Here is a 21,118-nt window from a genome sequence, read left to right as displayed (position 1 = left end):
TTTGCTAGGTTGCAGCGCTGGTTTTCAGGGCGGCGAGCTGGGCGCTCACGCGCTTGTAGTCGTCCATCGCGCCAGCATCACCTTGGGCAACAAGGTCGGCCAGCTGGCGCGCCTGGGCCTCCAGGCCGTCCCGGCGAAGGCGGTTCATCACGTCGCTCAGCTCGGAGAGTTCGGAGGCCGGGTCGTCGCTGGGCGGCACCTGCTCCACCTGTGTGCAGGCAAACACCTCGTGCTCGTGCCCACGCAGGGCTTCCCGCAGGGCGGCCCAGGGTTGGGGGCCGTGTTCGTGCAACTGGGCTTCGAGCCAGGCAAAGAGTGCGCCGTGGGGCGCGGGCAGGTGGGCCAGCAGGCTGTGGTCGTCGGCCGAGAGACCGTCCCAGGCTTGTGCGTTGGCCAGCAGCAGGGCCACGGCGCGGTCTGCGCGGCTGCCGCCGGCGCGGCGCGTGCCCAGCATGCGGGGCGGTGGAGGAGGGCCCTTGCGCCACTTGCTGTAGCCCTTTTTGCCGTAAGAGCTGCCGCTGTCGCTGCGGTAGCTGCTGGTGCTGGATTCGTAGGCGCTGGCCGATGATTCGTACGAGGTGCCGCCGTCGTAACCCGCGTCGTGCGACGACTGGGCGGGCGCTGGTCCCGCCGAGCGCGGCGCGCGCGATGCGCCGGTTTGTTGCCAGAGTTGCAGCAGGTCGGCGCTGCCAATGCCGATGCCGGTGGAGAGCTCACCGATCAGCTGGCGCTTCAAGGCGCCGTCGGGCAGGGCGCTCCAGAGCGGGCGCGCCTGGCTGGCCATGCGGGCGCGGCCTTCGGCGCTGGTGAGGTCGCAGTCGGCGCTGGCCGCTTCGATCAAAAAGCGCGAGAGCGGCACGGCGTCTTTCACGCACTGGGCGAACGCCGCTTCGCCGTTGGCGCGGATGAAGCTGTCGGGGTCGTGCTCGGCGGGCAAAAAGAGGAACTTGACGTTGCGCGTGTCGGTGGCCAGGGGCAGTGCGGCGTCGAGCGCCTTGCGGGCCGCGCGCCGGCCGGCGCCGTCGCCGTCGAAGCTGAACACCACGCTGTCGGTGAAGCGGAAGAGTTTTTGCACATGGTCGGGCGTGCAGGCGGTGCCCAAGGTGGCCACGGCGTTGGCAAAGCCGAGTTGGGCCAGGGCCACCACGTCCATGTAGCCCTCGGTGACGAGTGCGTAGCCGGCCACGCGGATGGCGGTGCGGCCTTCGAACAGACCGTAGAGCTCGCGGCCCTTGCTGAACACGGGCGTCTCGGGCGAGTTGAGGTACTTGGGTTCGCCCTTGTCGAGCACGCGCCCACCAAAGCCGATGCACTCGCCCTTGACGTTGCGGATCGGGAACATGATGCGGTCGCGAAAACGGTCGTAGCGCTTGGACTGGCCGTCCGCGCCTTTTTCGTCTTCGTGTTCGATCACCATGCCCGACTCGACCAGCAGGGGTTCCTGGTAGTCCGGGAACACGCTGGCCAGCGCGCGCCAGCCCTCGGGCGCGTAGCCCAGGCCGAAGGTCTTGGCGATCTGGCCCGAGAGGCCGCGTCCCTTGAGGTAGGCAACCGCACGCGGCGCCACCTTGAGCTGTTTGGCATAGGCCTGCGCAGCCTTCTCCAGCACATCGGTGAGCGTGGCCTGCTTCTGGCGCTGCTGTGCGGCGCGCTCGCGGTCTTGCGGCGAGGCGTCGTCTTCGGGGATCTGCATGCCGGTTTGCTGGGCCAGGTCTTTCACCGCTTCGATGAAGCTCATGCCGGCGTGCTCCATCAGGAAGCCGATGGCGTTGCCGTTGGCCCCGCAGCCGAAGCAGTGATAGAACTGCTTCGTGGGGCTGACGCTGAACGATGGCGACTTCTCGCCGTGGAACGGACACAGGCCCATGAGGTTGGCGCCGCCCTTCTTGAGCTGCACGTATCGACCCACCACGTCGACCACGTCCACGCGGTTGAGCAGTTCCTGGATGAAGGTCTGGGGGATGGCCACGGGGGTATTCTCTCGCACGGCCCCAGAACATCAGGAGACATCCCGCATGACCAGCATCTTCGACCAGGACCTGCCGCGCAACGAGGCCAACTTCGCGCCGTTTTCTCCGCTCTCGTTCATCGAGCGCACGGCCGAGGTCTACCCGGATCGGCTGGCCGTGGTGCATGGCAGTCTGCGCCAGACCTGGGGCGAGACCTATGCGCGCTGCCGGCGCCTGGCCAGTGCCCTGCAGCGCGCGGGCATCGGCAAGAACGACACCGTGGCCGTGATGCTGCCCAACACGCCGCCGATGGTGGAGGCGCATTTCGGCGTGCCCATGGCTGGAGCGGTGCTCAACGCGCTCAACACGCGGCTGGACCCCGAGGCGATCGCCTTCATGCTCGACCACGGCGAGGCGAAAGTGGTGATCGTGGACCCGGAGTTCTCGCTCACGCTCAAAAAAGCGCTGGCGATGCGCCAGGCCGGCACGCCGCTGCTGGTGCTCGATGTGGAGGACGTGCTGTTCACCGGGACTGCCGAGCGCATCGGCAGCAGCACTTACGAGACTTTCCTGGCCGGCGGCGACCCGGCGTTCGCCTGGAGCCTGCCAGCCGACGAGTGGGATGCGATTGCGCTGAACTACACCAGCGGCACCACCGGCAACCCCAAAGGCGTGGTCTACCACCACCGGGGCGCCGCCATGAACGCCGTGTCCAACGTGATGGAGTGGGACATGCCCAAGCACGCGGTGTACCTGTGGACGCTGCCCATGTTTCATTGCAACGGCTGGTGTTTTCCCTGGACCGTGGCCGCGCGCGCGGGTGTCAACGTGTGCCTGCGCCGCGTGGAAGCGCAGGCGATCTTTGATGCCATGCGCGAACACGGCGTGACGCATTACTGCGGCGCGCCCATCGTGCACGGCATGCTGGTGAATGCCCCCACTGCCATGAAGGCGGGGCTGCCCGCTGGTGTGAAGGCCATGGTGGCGGGCGCGGCGCCGCCGGCGTCGATGATCGAAGGCATGGAGCAGATGGGCTTTGACCTCACCCACGTGTACGGTTTGACCGAGGTGTATGGCCCGGCCACGGTGTGTGCCAAGCACGAGGTCTGGGACGCGCTGGACATCGGCGAGCGCGCCCGGCTCAACGCGCGCCAGGGCGTGCGCTACCACCTGCAGCGTGATGTGCGCGTGCTCGACCCGGAAACGATGCTGTCCGTGCCGCAAGACGGCGAGACCATGGGCGAGATCATGTTCAAGGGCAACATCGCGATGAAGGGATACCTGAAGAATCCGAAGGCCACTGCGGAGGCCTTTGCCGGCGGCTGGTTTCACAGCGGCGACCTGGCCGTGCAGTACGCCGACGGCTATTTCAAGATCAAGGACCGCAGCAAGGACATCATCATTTCGGGCGGCGAAAACATCTCGTCGATCGAGGTGGAAGACGTGCTCTACCGCCACCCCGCGGTGCTGGCCGCTGCGGTGGTCGCCAAGGCCGATCCGAAATGGGGCGAGACGCCGTGTGCCTTCATCGAGCTCAAGGTCGGGGCCGACACCACGGCAGAGGCCATCGTGGCGCACTGCAAGCAGCACCTGGCCGGCTTCAAGGTGCCGCGTGCGGTGGTGTTCGGCGAACTGCCCAAGACCAGCACCGGCAAGATCCAGAAGTTCGAGTTGCGCAAGCGTGCCGGCTCGGCGGCCGCGATCGACGTTTAGTCGCCCGACACGACGCCCTCGCGCCGCGGGTCGGCGCCGCCCAACCACGCGGCCCCACTGCGCACGATGGCCTGCGCGCCGCTGGTGAGCTCACCTTGCTGCACGGAGTGGCCGCGCTGCTGCAAGGCTTGCACGGTGGCCAGCGGGAACCGGCCCTGCTCCAGCGCCAGCGGCCCGCCCAGCGTGCCGAAGTTGGGCAGGTCCACAGCTGCCTGCGGTGAGAGTCCCCACTGCAGCACGCCGTGCAATACCTTGGCGGTGTGGTGGATGATGAAAGCACCGCCCGGGCTGCCGGTGCTCATGAGCAGCTCGCCGGTGGCCTTGTCGAACACCAGCGTCGGTGACATCGACGAGCGCGGACGCTTGCCGGGCTCGACCCGGTTGGCCACCGACCGGCCCTGCGCGTCGCGCGGTGTGAAGCTGAAATCGGTGAGCTGGTTGTTGAGCAGGAAGCCGCCGGGCCGTTTGGAGTCGGTGGTGACCATGAGGCGCGAGCCAAAGGCCGATTCGATGGTGCTGGTCATGGCCAGCGCGTTGCCGAACGCGTCCACGATGCTGATGTGGCTGGTGCCGTGCTCGGGCTGGTCGGGCATGGGCGCCCAGCTGCTGCGCTCGGCGGCGGGCTCGCCTGCGGTGGCGGTGGGCATGCGGGCCGGGCCGATGAGGCGCGCGCGATCGTCGAGGTAACGCACCTCCAGCAGGCTCGTCCACCGCTGCGCAGGTGGTGCCACAAAGTCCGGGTCGGCCACGTACTGGGCGCGGTCGGCCATCGCCAGGCGCGAAGCTTCGTTGTAGCTGTGCAGCCAGTCGGCTGAGGGCAGCCCGTTGACCAGGGGTGCCGCGGCCTGGGGCGTGCGCGCGAGCAACCCCAGGATCTGACCGATGGCCATGGTGCCAGAGCTCGGCGGCGGAAACCCGCAAATGCGCAAGGCACGCGAGGCGGCCGTGTGCTCAAAGCACAGCGCCTCGCGCTCGCGCGGCTGGTAGGCCTTCAGGTCGTCCAGGCTCAGCGTGCCGGGCAGCGTGGGGTGTTGGCGCACCTTGTTCACAATGGCGCGCGCCACCGGACCTTCGTGCAATGCGATGGAGCCGAGGGCCGCGAGGTTGCGGAGCACCTGCGCCAGCTCGGGGTTGCGCAGCACGTGGCCCACCGGGTGAGGCTGGCCATTGGCGCGGTAGAAATAGGCGGCGGCCACCGGGTCGGTTTTCAGAGCCGCATCGGCCACCAGCAGGGTGTGCAGGCGCGGGCTGATGTTGAAGCCTTGTTCGGCCAGCTGGACGGCTGGGTCAAACAGCCGCGCCCAGGGCAGCTTGCCGTGTTGGCGGTGCGCCAGGGCCAGCATCATCACCGCGCCTGGTACACCCACCGAGCGCCCGCTGGCCACCGCCGTGGCGAAGGGCAGGGGCTTGCCTTGTGCGTCGAGCCACAACTTTTCGTTCACCGCGGCGGGCGCGGTTTCGCGACCGTCGAACGCCTGCAGCTGGCGGCCGTCGTGGTGCAGCAGCAGGGCGCCGCCGCCGATGCCGCTGGATTGCGGCTCCACCAGTGTGAGCACCATCTGCACCGCAATCGCCGCGTCCACCGCGCTGCCGCCGGCCCTCAGGATTTGTGCGCCCGCTTCGGTGGCCAGCGGGTTGGCTGCCGCCACAGCCTGGCGCTGGAAGGCCCAGCCCGGTTTGGCCGTGAAGCCCGATGCGGCCTCGGGCTGCTGCACCGGGGGCGGCGCGACGCAAGCGCCCAGCAGCGCCAACCCCAGCGCGGCGAACAGTGGCTTGCAAGCGCTCACGCGCTGAGCTCTCAGGTTCAGCGCGGTGCGAGACGAATCGCGCCATCCAGGCGGATCACCTCGCCATTGAGCATGTCGTTCTCGATGATGTGTTTGGCCAGTTTGGCGTAGTCGGCCGGGGTGCCCAGTCGGCTGGGGAAAGGCACGCTGGCGGCCAGCGCATCCTGCACCTCTTGGGGCATGCCGAACAGCATGGGCGTGCCGAAGATGCCGGGAGCAATCGTCATGTTGCGGATGCCGTTGCGCGAGAGGTCGCGCGCGATCGGCAGCGTCATGCCCACAATGCCGCCTTTGCTGGCCGCGTAGGCCGCCTGGCCGATCTGCCCGTCGTAAGCGGCCACGCTGGCGGTGCTGATCATCACGCCGCGCTCGCCCGTGGCCTCGGGTTCGTTCTTGCACATCGCGTCAGCCGCGAGGCGGATCATGTTGAAGCTGCCCACGAGATTGACCATGATGGTCTTGGTGTAGACGCCCAGGTTGTGCGCACCGCTCTTGCCGACGGTCTTCTCGGCCGGTGCGATGCCGGCGCAATTCACCAGACCCATGAGCTTGCCCATCGACACGGCCTTGGCCACCACAGCCTGGCCGTCGGCCTCGCTGCTGACATCGCACTTCACGAAGGCGCCACCAATGTCCTTGGCCACGGCCTCGCCTTTTTCAACCTGCATGTCGGCAATGATGACCTGACCGCCGTTGGCCGCGAGCATGCGCGCCGTGCCTTCGCCCAGGCCCGATGCGCCGCCGGTGACGATGAAAACCTTGCCTTGAATGTCCATGGTGTGCTCCTGTGGTGTAGGGGGGGGTATTTGACGTTGACGTAAACGTCAATCAGCGCTGGATTATGCGGCAGGTGTCCGTCACGAGGCTGTCACCGACCGCACCTAGTCTGAAGGCTTTTGCCCTCACGGAGTCCCCCATGTTCGACAGTCAGGACGAGTTGCTGCGCCGCATCCACACCGATTTGATGGACGGTTACGACGAAGAGCTGGAAATGGAGATCGAAGACCGCGTCGACGGGTCGCAAGACGCCGAGGCCTTGAAGCAGCACAAGGCGGAACGGCAGCAGTATTTTCGCGAGCTGTTCCGCTTGCAGGCCGAGCTGGTGAAGCTGCAGGACTGGGTGGTGGCCACCGGGCACAAGGTGGTGATCATTTTTGAAGGCCGCGACGCGGCGGGCAAGGGCGGCGTGATCAAACGCATCACGCAGCGCCTGAACCCCCGCGTTTGCCGCGTGGCTGCGCTGCCTGCGCCCAACGACCGCGAGCGCACCCAGTGGTACTTTCAGCGCTACGCAGCACACCTGCCGGCGGCGGGCGAGATGGTGCTGTTCGACCGCAGCTGGTACAACCGCGCCGGCGTTGAGCGGGTCATGGGCTTTTGCAGCGAAGAGCAGTACGAAGAGTTTTTCCGCTCGGTGCCCGAGTTCGAGAAGATGCTGGTGCGCTCGGGCATCCAGGTCATCAAGTACTGGTTTTCCATCTCGGACGAAGAGCAGCACCTGCGTTTTCTGGGCCGCATCCACGACCCGCTCAAGCAGTGGAAGCTCAGCCCCATGGACCTGGAGAGCCGCCGTCGCTGGGAGCTCTACACCCAGGCCAAGGAAGTGATGCTGGAGCGCACCCACATCCCCGAATCACCCTGGTGGGTGGTGCAGGCTGACGACAAGAAAAAAGCGCGCCTGAACTGCATTCACCACCTGCTGCACCAGATGCCGTACGGCGAGGTGGAGCGCGCCACCATCACGCTGCCGGAGCGCGTGCGCCACGAAGGTTACCGGCGCCATCAAGTCCCCGGTGAAATTCACGTGCCGCAGGTGTACTGACGCAGAAAGCAAAAGGCCCGCGATCGCGGGCCTTTGAACTGAAGCGGCTGGGATTACTTGTAGCCCACGCGGTCCAGCATTTGTTGAACCTTGGTCATGTTTTTGGCCACCGAGGCCAGCGGCACGGTCTCGGCCTTGAAGTTGTCACCGCCCATGGCCTTGATGGCCGGGTTGGCCACCTTCAGGCCCTTGACGGCGGGAAACTCGTTGTTGCCGTTGGCAAAGTAGTCCTGTGCAAAAGGGCTGGCCAGGAACTCCATGAACTGCACCGCGTTGTCGCGGTTCTTGGCGTGCTTGGCCACGGCTGCGCCAGCGATGTTCACGTGCGTGCCGGTGGTGGCCTGGTTGGGGAACACCACGCGCACCTTCTCCATCACGGCACGGTCTTCCGGCTTGTCGGATTTGATGAGGCGGGCCAGGTAGTAGGTGTTGGTCAGCGCCACACCGCATTCGCCAGAAGCCACGGCCTTGATCTGGTCGGTGTCGCCGCCCTTGGGCGCGCGCGCCATGTTGTCCACCACGCCCTTGAGCCAGGCTTCACCCTTCTGGTCGCCCAGGCGCTCGACCACGGTGGCGAACAGCGAGAGGTTGTAGGGGTGTGAGCCAGAACGCGTGCAGACCATGCCCTTGAGCTTGGGGTCGGCGAGCTGTTCGTAGGTCGCCACGTCAGCCGCCTTCACGCGCATCGGGTCGTACACGATCACGCGGGCGCGGGTGGAGAAGCCGGTCCAGGTCACGCCGCCTTCGCCGGGCGCGGCGCGCAGGTTGGCCGGAATGGCCGCGTCGAGCTTGGCCGACTGGATCGGCTGGAACAGGCCCTGGCTGTCGGCCGAGGCCATGCGCGCAGCGTCGACCAGCAAGATCACATCGGCCGGCGAGGCAGCGCCTTCGGCACGCAGGCGCGCCACGATGCCGGCGTCGTCCGCGTCCACGCGGTTGATCTTGATGCCCGTGGTTTTGGTGAAGGTGTCGTACATCACCTCGTCGGTCTGGTAGTGGCGTGCCGAGTAGAGGTTGAGCACCTTGTCTTGCGCGAGGGCCTGGCCTTGCAGGCCAAGCGTCGCGGCCACGGCGGCCAAGGCAATCGAGAGTTTGCGGAACGAAGTCATGGGGATCCTCGGGAGTTGAAATGAAGAAACAAGGTGTGTTGGTTCGGCGTGCGCGCGCAGGGCGTGCCGGATAATTGGGAATGATGCTAACACTAACGCGAATTGTTCTCAATAAGTATTGCAAAGTCTGGGGCTTTGTGCTGTGCCTTGCATTTCTGTCGGCCTGCTCCTCGGTGCAGGGGCCTGTGACCGTGCCGCCTGTGGCGCAACCACAGGTTCAGCCGCCGGCTGTGGCGCCGCCCATGCGTGCCCCCCGCTTGGGGCTGGCCTTGGGTGGCGGTGCTGCACGCGGCTTTGCCCATGTGGGCGTGATCCAGGTGCTGGAAGAAAACGGCATCCGCCCCGACGTGTTGACCGGAACCTCGGCCGGCAGCCTGGTGGCCGCGCTCTACGCCAGCGGAAAAACCGCCACCGAACTGGAGCGGGTGGCCATGAGCATGGACGAGGTGACGCTGACCGACTGGGCTCTGCCCATCCTGGGCCGCGGCCTGCTGCGCGGCGATGCGCTGGCGCGCTACGTGAGCCAGGCGGTGGATGGCCGCACCATCGAAAGCATGGCGCTGCCCCTGGGCGTGCTGGCCACCGATCTGGGCACCGGGCAAGGCGTGTTGTTTCGCCGGGGCGATGTGGCGCAAGCCGTGCGCGCGTCCAGCGCCGTGCCGGGCCTGTTCGCGCCGGTGGGCATCGCCGGGCGCGATTATGTGGACGGTGGCCTGGTGGCGCCCGTGCCCGTGCAGCAGGCGCGCGACATGGGCGCCGAGGTGGTGCTGGCGGTGGACATCTCCAGCGCACCCGAAGGCAATCTGGCCGTGGGCAACATCCGCGTGCTGCTGCAGACCTTTGCCATCATGGGCCAGAGCATCAACCGACACGAGCTGGCCACTGCGGATGTGGTGGTGCGCCCGGCGCTGGCCGGTGTGGGCAGTGCCGACTTTGCGTCGCGCAAGCGCTCGATCGACGCGGGCAGGGCGGCGATGCTCGCAGCGCTGCCTCAGCTCAAGGCCCAACTGGCCCGCTTGAAACCGGTGAATGGGATCGTTGGCGCGCGGCCATAAAAAAAGCCCCAGCCTTGCGGCGGGGGCTTAAGGGGTCCGATGAAACCGAATTTCGAAAAGGACCCGAGGAGACAACCAGAAGAACGGGTTTGATCTGAAACCTGTTCCCGTGAGAGTCAGGCAGATCGTGCAGTGATGCTAGTTTGCGGCAGGGCTTCAAAACCCCAGCCGCCGATCAACGGCACGATCAACCGCTTGTTCAGCGCTTTTTGGCCACCGACTTCGAGGCGTTCACGGCGGAGGCCGTCACGGTGTTGAAGTTGGCTTCGGCCATTTCGGTGGCTTGCTTGACAGCCTTCTGCACCGATTCCATGGCGTTGTTGGCGGCGGACACGGCGCTCTTCATCACGGCCACGGCGGTTTCGGAACCGGCAGGTGCGTTCTTGGAAGCGTTGTCGACGACGGCCATGAATTTCTTCTGGGTGTCGCTGGCTTGCGCTTCGGCGGCTTTGCCGAATTCGGCGGTCGTGCCCTGGGCGATGTCGTACAGGTGGCGGCTGTAAGCCACGGTCTTTTCGGCCAGCGGCTGCATCAGGCTGGCTTGCAGCGTCAGCAGTTCCTGGGCGTCTTTCACGCTGAGGAGGGCCTGGGTGCTGTTGGCGGACTCGGACAGGGCGGCCTTGGTGGCTTGCACGTTGAGTTCAACCAGCTTTTCCACGCCTTCGAAGGCTTTCTGGGTCAGACCAAAAATGGTCTCGATGTTGGCTTTCTGGGCGGCAATCATTTGTTCGGCGGTCAGCATATTCGTACTCCTAAACTTGGTGAAACAGGGTTTAGTTGAAGGCTGCTGGGAACATGGCGCTGTCGAGACGCTTTTGCTTTTTGTTCACATTGCTGCACTGCAACATAACCGCGATTATAGGGATAACCCGCAATGGCGCAAGCGGTTTTTGCTGCGCCGCACCATTTTAGGCGGGGCGGCCTAAAAGGGCGCATGTGCCCGTCGAATACCCGAGCCGGACACAATCCTCCGTTCCTCCGACCACGGTGCGCGCCCCTTGCAAGCTTTCTACGCCGACCACTTCGTTCTCCCATTGCCCACGGGGCACCGTTTCCCCATGGCCAAGTACGCGCGGCTGCGTGAGCGCCTGTCCCGGGAGCTGCCGCAGGTGGAACTGTGCGAGGCCCAGCCAGCCAGCGACGGCGAACTGGCGCTGGTGCACACCCCAACCTATATCGATGCCGTGCGCAGCGGCAACCTGGCGCCGGCCGCCCAGCGCGAAATCGGTTTTCCGTGGAGCCCGGCCATGGCCGAGCGCGCGCGCCGCTCGGTGGGCGCCACCGTGCAAGCCTGCCGCCGTGCGCTAGCAGGTGGCCTCGCCGCCAACCTGGCCGGTGGCACCCACCACGCCTACGCCGACAAGGGCAGCGGCTTCTGTGTTTTCAACGACGCCGCGGTGGCTGCCCGGCTGATGCAGGCCGAGCACGCCCGTGCGAACAGGGCGCGCGGCATGCTGCGCGTGGCCATCGTCGATCTGGACGTGCACCAGGGCAACGGCACGGCGAAGATCTTTGCCAACGACGACTCGGTTTTCACGCTGTCGCTGCACGGCGCGAAGAACTTCCCTTTCCGCAAGGAGCCGAGCGACCTGGACGTGGAGTTGCCCGATGGCTGTGGCGATACCGAGTACCTCGAGGCACTGGAGTGCGCGCTGGAAGAGATGGAGCGTCGCTTCACCCCCGGGCTGGTGATCTACCTGGCCGGCGCAGACCCGCACGAAGGCGACCGCCTGGGCCGGCTCAAGCTCACGTTCGACGGCATGGAGGCGCGCGACCGGCGTGTGATGGACTGGGCCTGGTCGCGGCGGCTGCCGCTGGCTTTTGCGATGGCCGGTGGTTACGGCACCGACATGGAAGCCACGGTGCAGGTGCAGATGAACACCTACCACACGGCCGTTGAGTACCAGGCGCGCTGGCTCGCTGCATCCACCACGGCCGCGACAGTGCGTGGGGCAAGCCACTGGCACAATTCCGCGCCATGAGCAACCCAGCACCGGCCACGCGGCCACAACCCCTGCCGCGCAGCGCCTACCGCGTGCTGCGTTCCATCACCACCCGCTGGGCCGACAACGACGTGTATGGCCACGTGAACAACGTGGTGTACTACAGCTGGTTCGACACAGCGGTCAACGCCCACCTGATCGAGCAGGGCGCCCTGGACATCCACCACGGCCCGGTGATCGGTCTCGTGATCGAAACCCAGTGCAACTACTTCGCACCCCTGGCCTTTCCACAGACGGTGTGGGCCGGGTTGCGGGTGGCCCACCTGGGCACATCCAGTGTTCGCTACGAGGTGGGCCTGTTTGCCGACGGTGAAGACCTTGCCGCCGCGTGTGGCCACTTCGTGCATGTGTATGTCGACCGCCAGACCCGCCGGCCGGTGCCTTTGCCCGAGCCCCTGAAGACCACCCTGGAGAACTTGCTATGAGCCACAACCCCACCGCGCCTGTGATCGATCCGGTCAGCGTCGATGCCGCGATCACCAGCCGCATGTCGGCGCGCGCCTTCCTGCCGCAGCCGGTGCCGCGCGCCACGCTGGAGCACCTGCTGCAGGTGGCCAGCCGCGCGCCGTCGGGCACCAACACCCAGCCCTGGAAGGTGTATGTGTTGCAGGGCCAGAGCCGCGACACGCTGGTGCACAAGGTCTGTGCTGCGCACGACGCCTTGCGCGCCGACCCGGCGCTGGCTGCCGAGTACCGCGAGGAATACGACTACTACCCCGAGAAGTGGGTCAGTCCCTACATTGATCGTCGGCGCGAAAACGGCTGGAGCCTCTACGGCCTGCTGGACATCACCAAGGGCGACAAGGACAAGATGCACGCGCAGCACCAGCGCAATTTCCGCTTCTTCGATGCACCCGTGGGCCTCATGTTCACGCTGGACCGCGTGATGGGCCGCGGCTCGCTGGTGGACTACGGCATGTTCCTGCAGAACATCATGGTCGCCGCTCGTGGCCATGGCCTGCACACCTGTCCGCAGGCCGCGTGGAACGGTTTTGCCAAGATCATCCTGCCGCACGTGGGCGCTGGCGAGAGCGAAATGCTGGTTTGCGGCATGGCCCTGGGTTATGCCGACCCGTCCGACAAGGTCAATGGTTTTCACACGCCGCGCGAGTCCGTCGAGTCGTTCACGACCTGGCTGGAATAATCACGTCCTTCGTTCATTTCCATCTTTTCCATTTCAGGAGACACCATGATCACCACCCCCAGCGGCCTGCAATATGAAGACACCGTGGTCGGCAATGGCGAAGTCGCCAAAGCCGGGCGCCCGGTGCAGGTGCACTACACCGGCTGGCTGTTCAACGACGGCGTGCAGGGTTCCAAGTTCGATTCGAGCAAGGACCGTGGTCAGCCGTTCGAGTTTCCGCTGGGTGCCGGTCATGTCATCAAAGGCTGGGACGAAGGCGTGCAGGGCATGGCCGTGGGTGGCACGCGCCGCCTCGTGATTCCGGCCGCGCTGGGCTATGGCGCGCGCGGCGCAGGGGGCGTGATTCCACCCAACGCGACGCTGCTGTTTGAAGTCGATCTGCTCGCGGTCTGATCGAGTCCTCTTTCGGAGAAATCCATGAACAAAAAAAGCGTGCAGGCGCTGGCCCTGGCTGGCGCACTGCTGCCGGGTCTCGCGCGCGCGGCCGACCTGGATGGCGCGCAGTTGTCGGTGCTGTGGGGCGTGCCGTTCGCGGGCGTGTTGTTGTCCATCGCCCTGATGCCACTGGTCGCACCGATCTTCTGGCACCACCATTTCGGCAAGGTGGCTGCGGCCTGGGGCCTGGCCTTCCTGATCCCGTTTGCCATCACCTTTGGTCCCGCTGCCACCGGTGTGGCGGTGGTGCATGCGGCGTTTGCCGAGTACATCCCGTTCATCATCCTGCTCACCGCGCTGTTCACCGTGGCCGGCGGCATCTTCGTGCGCGGCAACCTGCACGGCAGCCCCGCGCTCAACACCAGCTTGCTGGCCATCGGTGCGGTGCTGGCGAGCTTCATGGGCACCACGGGTGCGTCGATGCTGTTGATCCGCCCGCTGATCCGGGCCAACGACAACCGCAAGCACCAGGCGCACGTGGTGGTGTTCTTCATCTTCATCGTCTCCAACGCGGGTGGTGCGCTCACGCCGCTGGGCGATCCACCGCTGTTCCTGGGTTTCCTGAAGGGTGTGGACTTTTTCTGGACTGTGACCCACCTCTGGAGCCACACGCTGTTCCTCATCGGCGCGTTGCTGGTGATGTTCTACGCCATCGACAGCTGGTACTACCACCGCCGCGAAGAGCTTCGCCCGATGGACCCCACACCCGACACGCAGCGCCTCGGGTTCGACGGCAGCGTCAACTTCGCGCTGCTGGGCGTGGTGGTGTTCCTCGTGCTGCTCAGCGGGCTGTGGAAGTCGAGCGTGGTGTTCAACATCGCGGGCACCGACGTTGGCCTGCCCGGCATCGTGCGCGACATCGGCCTGATCATCGTCACGCTCGTCTCGCTCAAGATCACGCCGTCCAGCGCGCACGAAAGCAACCAGTTCGGCTGGGGTCCGATGCTCGAAGTGGCCAAGCTGTTCGCCGCCATCTTCCTCACCATCATCCCGGTGATCGCCATGCTCAAGGCGGGCGTGGACGGGCCGTTTGGTGCGGTGGTGAAGGCGGTGACGAATCCCGACGGTTCACCCAATCCGGCCATGTACTTCTGGGCCACGGGCATCCTCAGTTCGTTCCTCGACAACGCGCCGACCTACCTGGTGTTCTTCAACACCGCCGGAGGGGATCCGCAGGTGCTGATGAACGCGCTGGCGCCCACGCTGGTCGCCATCTCGGCCGGCGCCGTGTTCATGGGCGCCAACACCTACATCGGCAACGCACCCAACCTCATGGTCAAGGCCATCGCCGAAGACCGTGGCGTGAAGATGCCGAGCTTCTTTGGTTACATGGTCTGGTCGGTCGGCATCCTGGTGCCGCTGTTCGCCCTCATGACCTGGTTCTGGTTCACCTGATTTTCTGGAGACACACACATGACAAAGCCTTCCATCCTCGTCAGCCGCAAGATCTTTCCCGACGTGGTCGAACACCTGCGCCAGCATTTCGAGGTTGACACCAACGAAGCCGATGGCGTGTTGAGCCCGGCCGAGCTGATCGCCCGCCTGCAAGGCAAGGTGGGCGCGCTCACCACCGGCAGCGAGCGCATCGACGGTGCGGTGGCGGCGGCCTGCCCGCAACTGCGCGTGGTGGCCAACATCGCGGTGGGTTTCAACAACTTCGACGTGCCCGCGCTCAGCGCGGCCGGCGTGCTGGCCACCAACACGCCCGACGTGTTGACCGAGACCACCGCCGACTTCGGCTTTGCGCTGGTCATGGCCACGGCTCGGCGCCTGACCGAGAGCGAACATTTCCTGCGCGCTGGTGAGTGGAACCGCTGGGCACTGGACATGTTTGCCGGTGCCGAGGTGCACGGCAGCACGCTGGGCATCCTGGGCATGGGCCGCATCGGCCAGGCCATTGCGCGCCGCGGTGCCCACGGCTTCGGCATGAACGTGATCTACCACAACCGCTCGCGGCTCGCTCCGGCCCTGGAAGCCGAATGCAAGGCCAGCTACGTGGACAAGACCACGCTGCTCAAGACCGCCGACCACCTGATCCTGGTGCTGCCCTACAGCCCGGAAAACCACCACACCATCGGCGCGGCCGAGATCGCGCAGATGAAGCCCACCGCCACGCTGGTCAACATCGCGCGCGGCGGCATCGTGGACGACGCAGCCCTCGCGCTGGCCTTGCGCAACCGCGTGATCGCCGCTGCGGGTCTGGACGTGTTCGAAGGCGAGCCCAAGGTCCACCCCGACCTGCTCACCGTGCCCAACGTGGTGCTCACGCCGCACATTGCCAGCGCCACGCTCAAGACACGCCGCGCCATGGCCCGGCTCGCCGCCGACAACGTGATTGCCTACCTCACACAGGGCAAGCCGCTCACGCCCATCAACGCCGAGATCCTGGGCAAAGGCGCACGTTGATGAGCGACTCCGCGCTGCTCATCGCGCTGCTGGTGCTCGCCGCCATCGGCGCGCTCTTGCAGGTGGCGCTGTGGCTGCGCAAGCCGGCGGTGGACGCGGACGAACTGGCCCACCGCCAGACGCTGTTGACGCAATTGCAGCAGACCACGCAGCGCGTGGAGCGGGTGGAGAGTGAACTGCGACGAGAAATGGCCGAGGGCTCGCGCACCGCGCGCCAGGAGTTGCAGCAAACCCTGGCCACCTTCCAGGAAGCGCTCACCAGCCAGGGGGCCGAGGCCACGCGCACGCAGAACGCGCAGATAGATGCCTTTGCCCAGCAGCTGGTGCAATTGCGCGGCACGCTGGGCGACACGCTCACGCGCCAGCTGCAAGACCTGAGCGAGGCCAATTCGCGCCGCCTGGCCGAGGTGCGTGCCACGTTGGAGGCGCAGCTGATGCAGCTGCAACAAGGCAACGCCGCCAAGCTCGACGAGATGCGCGCCACCGTCGACGAAAAACTGCAGAGCACGCTGCAGGCGCGCCTGGGCGAGAGCTTCAAGCAGGTGGCCGACCGGCTGGAGCAGGTGCACAAGGGCCTGGGCGAGATGCAGACGCTGGCCCAAGGCGTGGGCGATTTGAAGCACTTGCTGACCAACGTGAAGACGCGCGGCATGTTTGGTGAAGCGCAGCTCGCAGCCTTGCTGGAACAGGTATTTGCGCCAGACCAGTACGCCACGCAGGTGATGACCAAACAGGGCAGCCGCTTCACGGTGGACTTCGCCATCAAGCTGCCGGGCCGCAGCGACGACGGTGTGCCCTGCTGGCTGCCGATCGACGCGAAGTTTCCCAACGAGGACTACGAGCGCCTGCTCGACGCGCAGCAGCGCGCCGACGCCGAGGGGGCGGAGGTCGCGGCGCGCGGGCTGGAGCAGCGCATCAAGCTGGAGGCCAAGTCCATGGCCGACAAGTACCTGCAGCCACCGCACACCACCGACTTCGCGATCCTGTTCCTGCCCACCGAAGGCCTCTACGCCGAGGTGCTGCGCCGGCCTGGCCTCATGGAGGTGTTGCAACGCGAATACCGCGTGACGCTCGCCGGCCCGACCACGCTCATGGCCATGCTCAACTCGCTGCAGATGGGCTTTCGCACGCTGGCGCTGGAGAAGCGCTCCAGCGAGGTCTGGCAGGTGCTGGGTGCGGTCAAGACCGAGTTCGGCAAGTTCGGTGATGTGCTGGCGCGGGTGAAGAGCCAGACGCAGACCGTGCTGAACACGCTGGACAGCGCCGAGACCCGCAGCCGCGCCATGGGCCGCGCGCTCAAGGCGGTGGAGGCACTGCCGCAAGACCAGGCCAGCGCACTGCTGCCGCTGGACCCCAACGACACCGGGGACGCTTGAACCCGACGCTGCGGTCCGACCTGGCGCGGCTGATCGCGGCGCAGATTTGTCTTCATGCCTGCATGACCGGCTTTCGCATGGCAGCGCCCTTGATGGCGCTGCGCGAAGGCCACAGCCCTTTGGCGGTGGGCATGTTGCTGGCGTTGTTCGCGTTGGCACCGGTGTTCATGGCCTTGCCGGCCGGGCGATACGCCGACCGGCGCGGATTGAAGAAGCCTGTGGCCATGGCGGTGGGCATCGCCTCGGCGGGTGCCGCTGTGTCGGTGGTTTTCCCGGTGTTCGGCGTGTTGTGCCTCACCGCCCTCACCTGCGGCGCCGCCACGGGCCTGGCCATGATTGCGTTGCAGCGCCATGTGGGGCGCCTGGCGAACAACGCCACCGAGCTCAAGCAGGTGTTCAGCTGGATGGCCATCGGCCCGTCCATCTCCAACTTCCTCGGGCCGTTTGCGGCGGGTGTGATGATCGACAGCTTCGGCTTTCGTGCGGCTTTCCTCTTGCTTGCGCTGCTGCCCTCGCTGGCCTGGATCTGGGTGCGCCACACGGTTGAACACGAGCCTGTGGCGCCCGAACTGCGGCAGTCCAGCGGCTCGTCGTGGAACCTGCTCAAGGACGCGGGCTTTCGCAAGCTGATGCTCATCAACTGGATGCTCTCGTCGTGCTGGGATGTGCACACCTTCCTCGTGCCCGTGCTGGGTCATGAGCGCGGCCTGAGCGCCACCGTGATCGGCTCCATCCTGGGCGCATTCGCGCTGGCGGCCACCGCCATCCGTGTGCTCATGCCGTGGCTGGCCGCGCGGCTGCGCGAATCGGTGGTGATCGGCACCGCCATGGGCGCCACCGCGCTGCTGTTTGCCGTGTACCCACTCGTGCAGACGGCGTGGGCCATGGCGGCCTTGTCGATCCTGCTGGGCCTGGCGCTGGGCTCGGTGCAGCCCATGATCATGAGCACGCTGCACCAGATGACCCCGCACCACCGCCACGGCGAGGCGCTGGGCCTGCGCGCCATGGCCATCAACGGCTCGAGCGTGGTGATGCCGCTGCTGTTCGGCTCGGTGGGTGCGCTGGTGGGTGTGGGCGCCGTGTTCTGGATGGTGGGAACGGTGGTGGGTGCAGGCTCGCCGCTGGCCTGGAGCCTGCGCACGCCGCCGGGCGAGATGCCGCAGCGCGCGCCGGACTGAGCCGGGTCAGGGAGCGCGTCGCGGTGTGAGCGCTCGAGGGGTGGGCAGCTTGAAGCCCAGGCCGCCGAGGTAGGCGTCCATGGTGTGGCGCCCGCTTTTCTCCAGGTCAAACGCCTGCGGATCGAGCAGCCAGTTCTGGATCAGCCCGTCCATGATCACGTGCAGGCCCAGGGCCGCGGTGGGCAGGGGCATGGGCAGCTTGGTGTTTTCGCGGCGCACCACTTCGCGCAGCGCCTTCTCGGTCATGGCCATGCATTGGTTGCGCACCCGCAGGTGGCGTTCGCGCACCGCCTGCATTTCGCTCACGTATTCCACCTTGTGCGTGGCCACCTCGAAGACGCGGCGTGTCTGCTCGTCGGTGGCGGTCTGCCTGAGCGCGTTCATCATCGAATCGCGCAGCGAGAGCAGGGGGTTGTCGGCTGCTTCTGCCTTGCCCGCAGCGCAGGCCAGCGCGCCCTCCAGCGGCATGGTCACGCGCTCCATCATGGCGTTGAAGAGGTCGGCCTTGTCCTTGAAATGCCAGTAAATGGCGCCGCGCGTGGTGCCGGCTGCGGTGGCAATGTCGTTGAGCGATGTGCGCGAAACGCCATGCGCCTGAAACAAATGCTCGGCAGCATCGAGCAAGCTGTTGCGGGTCACCAGCGCATCGGCTTTGGTGCGTCGAACCATGATCGTTGTCTCCAGATGGCATGCCCTTGGGGCGTGGCTGGACTATACATACATTCTTGGATGTATGTATACTTCGCCGTTTTGCGACGGAGCAGCCGGTCAGGCTATTCCCGGCTTTTGTGCCTCGCCCACCTTCCACCCCAAGGAATCCCATGCCCGCCTTGAGCCCCATCAAGTCTGCGCCCGCATCGCGCGCCCCCTTTGTTTCATTGCCCCCCAACCACCTGCTGCGAGGCTTGTCCGTGCTGGCGCTTGCCGTGGTGTTGAGCGCTTGCGGCAAGACCGAGGCACCCGCTGCCTCTGCCGCAGGCGGCATGCCGGCGCCCGAGGTGGGGGTGGTCACGGTGGCGCCCGGTGATGTGGGCCTGGTGACCGAACTGCCGGGCCGGCTGGAGGCTTCGCGTATGGCCCAGGTGCGTGCGCGAGCGGCGGGCATTCTGCAAGAGCGGCTGTTTCGTGAGGGCAGTGATGTGAAAGCCGGCCAGCCGCTGTTTCGCATCGATGCGGCGCCTTACGCCGCTGCACTGCAGAGCGCGCAGGCCGGTCTGGCCCGCTCAATGGCCAACCTGACGCAGGCCGCCGCGCTGGCCGAACGCTACGCACCGCTGGTGAAGGAAAACGCCATCAGCCAGCAGGAATACGCAAGTGCCGTGGCGGCGCAGAAGCAGGCCGAGGCCGATGTGGCCGCGGGCCGGGCTTCGGTGCAGACCGCGAGCATCAATCTGGGGTATGCCCGCGTGACCGCGCCGATCTCGGGTCGCATCGGTCGCTCGCTGGTGACCGAGGGCGCGCTGGTCGGGCAGGGTGAGGCCACCCAGCTGGCGGTCATCCAGCAGATCAACCCGATGTATGTGAACTTCACCCAGTCGGCCGCCGAGGTGTACCGCTTGCGCAAGGCCATGGAAGGCGGCCAGCTCAGAGATGCAGGCTCGCAAGCCGCTGCGGTGCGGGTGGTGATGGAAGACGGCAGCGTGTACGAGCAGCCGGGTCGCCTGCTGTTCTCCGACCTCACCGTGGACAGTGCCACCGGCCAGGTGACGCTGCGCGCCGAGGTACCCAACCCCAAAGGCACCTTGCTGCCGGGTCTGTATGTGCGCGTGCGCCTGGAGCAGGCCACCGCAGGCAACGCGATCACTTTGCCCCAGCAAGCGGTGACGCGGTCCGCCCAGGGCGACAAGGTGTCGGTGGTGGGCACCGACGGCAAGGTCGCCCAGCGCGACGTGAAGGTGGGCGGCCAGCAGAACGGCCGCTGGGTGATCCTGGACGGTCTGAAGGCCGGTGAGCAGGTCATGGTCGACGGCTTCCAGAAGCTGCAGATGGTGCCGCCAGGCACCCCGGTGAAAGCCGTGCCATGGCAAGCGCCAGGCAGCGCTCCCGCCACGCCCGCAGCCGCTGCGCCGGCGCCCGAGGCTGCGAAGTAAGGAGCGCCCGACATGGCGAAATTTTTCATTGACCGGCCCATCTTCGCGTGGGTGATCGCGCTCTTCATCATGGTGATGGGCGGTGTGTCCATCACGCAGTTGCCGATTGCGCAATACCCGCCGGTGGCGCCTCCGTCCATCGTCATCAACGCCACCTACCCGGGTGCTTCGGCCGCCACGCTGGAGAACAGCGTGCTCTCGGTGATCGAGCAGGAGATGAACGGATCGCCTGGGCTGATCTACATGGAGTCGGTGGCGCAGGCCAACGGCACCGGCAGCATCACGCTGAGCTTCGAGACCGGCACCGACGCTGCGATGGCGCAGGTGGACGTGCAAAACCGGCTCTCTCGGGCCTCGCCGCGCCTGCCCGCTGCGGTGACGCAGCAGGGTGTGCGCGTGGACCGCTCGCGCAGCAACTTCCTGCTGTTCGCCATTCTGTCCAGCGACGACCCGGCCTGGGATCCGGTGGCGCTCGGCGACTACGCCTCCCGCAGCGTGGTGCCCGAGCTGCAACGCCTGCCCGGTGTGGGCCAGGCGCAGCTGTTCGGCACCGAGCGCGCCATGCGCATCTGGATCGATCCGGCCAAGCTGCTGGGCTTCAACCTGAGCGCGGCCGACGTCACCAACGCCATCCGCGCGCAGAACGCGCAGGTGTCTGCGGGCGAAATCGGCGCCTTGCCCAACGTGGGCGGCCAGAGCATTGCGGCCACCGTGGTGGTCAATGGGCAACTGGCCAACGTCGAGCAGTTCGGCAACATCGTGCTGCGCGCCACGGTCGATGGCGCGACCGTGCGCCTCAAGGACGTGGCCCGCATCGAACTCGGTGCCCAGGCCTACGCCACCTCGGCGCGGCTGAACGGCAAGCCGTCCACCGGTATTGGCGTGCAGCTCTCACCCAGCGGCAACGCGCTGGCCACCGCCGACGCGGTGCGCGCGAAGATGACCGAGCTGGAGCGCTTCTTCCCCGCCGGCATGACCTGGTCGATTCCCTACGACAGCTCGCGCTTCGTGAAGATCTCCATCCAGCAGGTGGCCATCACGCTGGGTGAGG

Annotated in this window: 19 protein-coding genes; 13 read left to right on the top strand and 6 right to left on the bottom strand. The window is 66.4% G+C overall.

Annotated features, from left to right (window positions below):
- Positions 1-4: 4 nt before the first annotated feature.
- Entirely contained in the window at positions 5-1,969 is a 1,965-nt protein-coding gene (dnaG, locus tag ACN4F8_RS19380; protein ID WP_419475067.1) for a DNA primase, read from the bottom strand.
- 46 nt (positions 1,970-2,015) lie between these two features.
- Between dnaG and ACN4F8_RS19375 the strand changes: the two genes are divergently transcribed.
- Complete coding sequence (locus ACN4F8_RS19375; RefSeq protein WP_419475066.1) at positions 2,016-3,662, top strand: acyl-CoA synthetase; 1,647 nt, start codon at positions 2,016-2,018, stop codon at positions 3,660-3,662.
- Here the strand turns inward: ACN4F8_RS19375 and ACN4F8_RS19370 are convergent.
- Positions 3,659-5,449: a gamma-glutamyltransferase family protein gene (locus ACN4F8_RS19370; protein ID WP_419475065.1), complete on the bottom strand. Its 1,791-nt coding sequence runs from the start codon at positions 5,447-5,449 to the stop codon at positions 3,659-3,661. The two genes, ACN4F8_RS19375 and ACN4F8_RS19370, sit on opposite strands and share 4 nt — an antisense overlap.
- Positions 5,450-5,466: 17 nt before the next feature.
- Entirely contained in the window at positions 5,467-6,225 is a 759-nt protein-coding gene (locus tag ACN4F8_RS19365) for a 3-hydroxyacyl-CoA dehydrogenase (protein WP_419475064.1), read from the bottom strand.
- Between the two features lie 140 nt (positions 6,226-6,365).
- Here ACN4F8_RS19365 and ppk2 point away from each other — a divergent pair, with 140 nt between their 5' ends.
- Positions 6,366-7,271 carry a polyphosphate kinase 2 gene (gene ppk2 / locus ACN4F8_RS19360; RefSeq protein WP_419475063.1) on the top strand — a complete coding sequence of 302 codons (906 nt, stop codon included), beginning with the start codon at positions 6,366-6,368 and terminating at the stop codon, positions 7,269-7,271.
- Between the two features lie 53 nt (positions 7,272-7,324).
- On the opposite strand, the gene ACN4F8_RS19355 is transcribed toward ppk2, so the two are convergent.
- The gene (locus ACN4F8_RS19355) at positions 7,325-8,380 is read right to left on the bottom strand and encodes an extracellular solute-binding protein (RefSeq protein WP_419475062.1); all 1,056 of its coding nucleotides are present in this window, start codon (positions 8,378-8,380) and stop codon (positions 7,325-7,327) included.
- A gap of 242 nt (positions 8,381-8,622) precedes the next feature.
- Here ACN4F8_RS19355 and ACN4F8_RS19350 point away from each other — a divergent pair, with 242 nt between their 5' ends.
- Positions 8,623-9,435, top strand: a complete 813-nt coding sequence (locus ACN4F8_RS19350; RefSeq protein WP_419475061.1) for a patatin-like phospholipase family protein — start codon at positions 8,623-8,625, stop codon at positions 9,433-9,435.
- Between the two features lie 199 nt (positions 9,436-9,634).
- Here the strand turns inward: ACN4F8_RS19350 and ACN4F8_RS19345 are convergent, their stop codons facing one another.
- Complete coding sequence (locus ACN4F8_RS19345) at positions 9,635-10,177, bottom strand: phasin family protein (protein WP_069046868.1); 543 nt, start codon at positions 10,175-10,177, stop codon at positions 9,635-9,637.
- Positions 10,178-10,433: 256 nt separating this feature from the next.
- Here ACN4F8_RS19345 and ACN4F8_RS19340 point away from each other — a divergent pair, with 256 nt between their 5' ends.
- From ACN4F8_RS19340 to ACN4F8_RS19305, 8 genes are read left to right on the top strand one after another with little or no spacing between them, the layout of a single operon-like run.
- The gene (locus ACN4F8_RS19340; protein WP_419475060.1) at positions 10,434-11,417 is read left to right on the top strand and encodes a histone deacetylase; all 984 of its coding nucleotides are present in this window, start codon (positions 10,434-10,436) and stop codon (positions 11,415-11,417) included.
- A complete protein-coding gene (locus ACN4F8_RS19335; protein WP_419475059.1) occupies positions 11,414-11,863 on the top strand; it encodes an acyl-CoA thioesterase in 450 nt (149 codons plus the stop codon). Before ACN4F8_RS19340 ends, ACN4F8_RS19335 begins: the two co-directional genes overlap by 4 nt.
- Entirely contained in the window at positions 11,860-12,582 is a 723-nt protein-coding gene (locus ACN4F8_RS19330) for a nitroreductase (protein WP_419475058.1), read from the top strand. The genes ACN4F8_RS19335 and ACN4F8_RS19330 overlap by 4 nt, the downstream gene beginning before the upstream one ends.
- Before the next feature lie 45 nt (positions 12,583-12,627).
- Positions 12,628-12,975, top strand: coding sequence for an FKBP-type peptidyl-prolyl cis-trans isomerase (locus ACN4F8_RS19325; RefSeq protein WP_159605234.1), 348 nt, complete (start codon positions 12,628-12,630; stop codon positions 12,973-12,975).
- Between the two features lie 24 nt (positions 12,976-12,999).
- Positions 13,000-14,412, top strand: coding sequence for a sodium:proton antiporter (locus ACN4F8_RS19320; RefSeq protein ID WP_419475057.1), 1,413 nt, complete (start codon positions 13,000-13,002; stop codon positions 14,410-14,412).
- Positions 14,413-14,430: 18 nt separating this feature from the next.
- A complete protein-coding gene (locus tag ACN4F8_RS19315; protein ID WP_419475056.1) occupies positions 14,431-15,423 on the top strand; it encodes a 2-hydroxyacid dehydrogenase in 993 nt (330 codons plus the stop codon).
- The gene (locus tag ACN4F8_RS19310; RefSeq protein ID WP_419475055.1) at positions 15,423-16,799 is read left to right on the top strand and encodes a DNA recombination protein RmuC; all 1,377 of its coding nucleotides are present in this window, start codon (positions 15,423-15,425) and stop codon (positions 16,797-16,799) included. Before ACN4F8_RS19315 ends, ACN4F8_RS19310 begins: the two co-directional genes overlap by 1 nt.
- Positions 16,800-16,807: 8 nt before the next feature.
- Entirely contained in the window at positions 16,808-17,977 is a 1,170-nt protein-coding gene (locus ACN4F8_RS19305) for an MFS transporter (protein WP_419475079.1), read from the top strand.
- A gap of 6 nt (positions 17,978-17,983) precedes the next feature.
- On the opposite strand, the gene ACN4F8_RS19300 is transcribed toward ACN4F8_RS19305, so the two are convergent.
- Positions 17,984-18,646, bottom strand: a complete 663-nt coding sequence (locus ACN4F8_RS19300; RefSeq protein ID WP_419475054.1) for a TetR family transcriptional regulator — start codon at positions 18,644-18,646, stop codon at positions 17,984-17,986.
- A 152-nt stretch (positions 18,647-18,798) separates the two neighbouring features.
- Here ACN4F8_RS19300 and ACN4F8_RS19295 point away from each other — a divergent pair, with 152 nt between their 5' ends.
- Both ACN4F8_RS19295 and ACN4F8_RS19290 read left to right on the top strand, forming a co-directional pair.
- On the top strand, positions 18,799-20,067 hold the full coding sequence (locus tag ACN4F8_RS19295; protein WP_419475053.1) for an efflux RND transporter periplasmic adaptor subunit: 1,269 nt from the start codon (positions 18,799-18,801) through the stop codon (positions 20,065-20,067).
- A gap of 12 nt (positions 20,068-20,079) precedes the next feature.
- On the top strand, positions 20,080-21,118 hold a 1,039-nt coding region (locus ACN4F8_RS19290; RefSeq protein ID WP_419475052.1), incomplete at its 3' end, for an efflux RND transporter permease subunit.

This window comes from Hydrogenophaga sp. (genome assembly GCF_048549895.1).
GTDB lineage: Bacteria > Pseudomonadota > Gammaproteobacteria > Burkholderiales > Burkholderiaceae_C > Hydrogenophaga.
Note: the sequence above shows the minus strand (reverse complement) of the source record. Positions and strands in the feature narration are given on the sequence as shown.

Excerpts from the sequence above, each read along its gene's own strand:
- ACN4F8_RS19375 (WP_419475066.1), top strand. The coding sequence starts at position 2,016 with ATGACCAGCATCTTCGACCAGGACCTGCCGCGCAACGAGGCCAACTTC.
- ACN4F8_RS19365 (WP_419475064.1), bottom strand. The coding sequence starts at position 6,225 with ATGGACATTCAAGGCAAGGTTTTCATCGTCACCGGCGGCGCATCGGGC.
- ppk2 (WP_419475063.1), top strand. The coding sequence starts at position 6,366 with ATGTTCGACAGTCAGGACGAGTTGCTGCGCCGCATCCACACCGATTTG.
- ACN4F8_RS19355 (WP_419475062.1), bottom strand. The coding sequence starts at position 8,380 with ATGACTTCGTTCCGCAAACTCTCGATTGCCTTGGCCGCCGTGGCCGCG.
- ACN4F8_RS19350 (WP_419475061.1), top strand. The coding sequence starts at position 8,623 with ATGCGTGCCCCCCGCTTGGGGCTGGCCTTGGGTGGCGGTGCTGCACGC.
- ACN4F8_RS19345 (WP_069046868.1), bottom strand. The coding sequence starts at position 10,177 with ATGCTGACCGCCGAACAAATGATTGCCGCCCAGAAAGCCAACATCGAG.
- ACN4F8_RS19335 (WP_419475059.1), top strand. The coding sequence starts at position 11,414 with ATGAGCAACCCAGCACCGGCCACGCGGCCACAACCCCTGCCGCGCAGC.
- ACN4F8_RS19330 (WP_419475058.1), top strand. The coding sequence starts at position 11,860 with ATGAGCCACAACCCCACCGCGCCTGTGATCGATCCGGTCAGCGTCGAT.
- ACN4F8_RS19325 (WP_159605234.1), top strand. The coding sequence starts at position 12,628 with ATGATCACCACCCCCAGCGGCCTGCAATATGAAGACACCGTGGTCGGC.
- ACN4F8_RS19320 (WP_419475057.1), top strand. The coding sequence starts at position 13,000 with ATGAACAAAAAAAGCGTGCAGGCGCTGGCCCTGGCTGGCGCACTGCTG.
- ACN4F8_RS19315 (WP_419475056.1), top strand. The coding sequence starts at position 14,431 with ATGACAAAGCCTTCCATCCTCGTCAGCCGCAAGATCTTTCCCGACGTG.
- ACN4F8_RS19310 (WP_419475055.1), top strand. The coding sequence starts at position 15,423 with ATGAGCGACTCCGCGCTGCTCATCGCGCTGCTGGTGCTCGCCGCCATC.
- ACN4F8_RS19300 (WP_419475054.1), bottom strand. The coding sequence starts at position 18,646 with ATGGTTCGACGCACCAAAGCCGATGCGCTGGTGACCCGCAACAGCTTG.
- ACN4F8_RS19295 (WP_419475053.1), top strand. The coding sequence starts at position 18,799 with ATGCCCGCCTTGAGCCCCATCAAGTCTGCGCCCGCATCGCGCGCCCCC.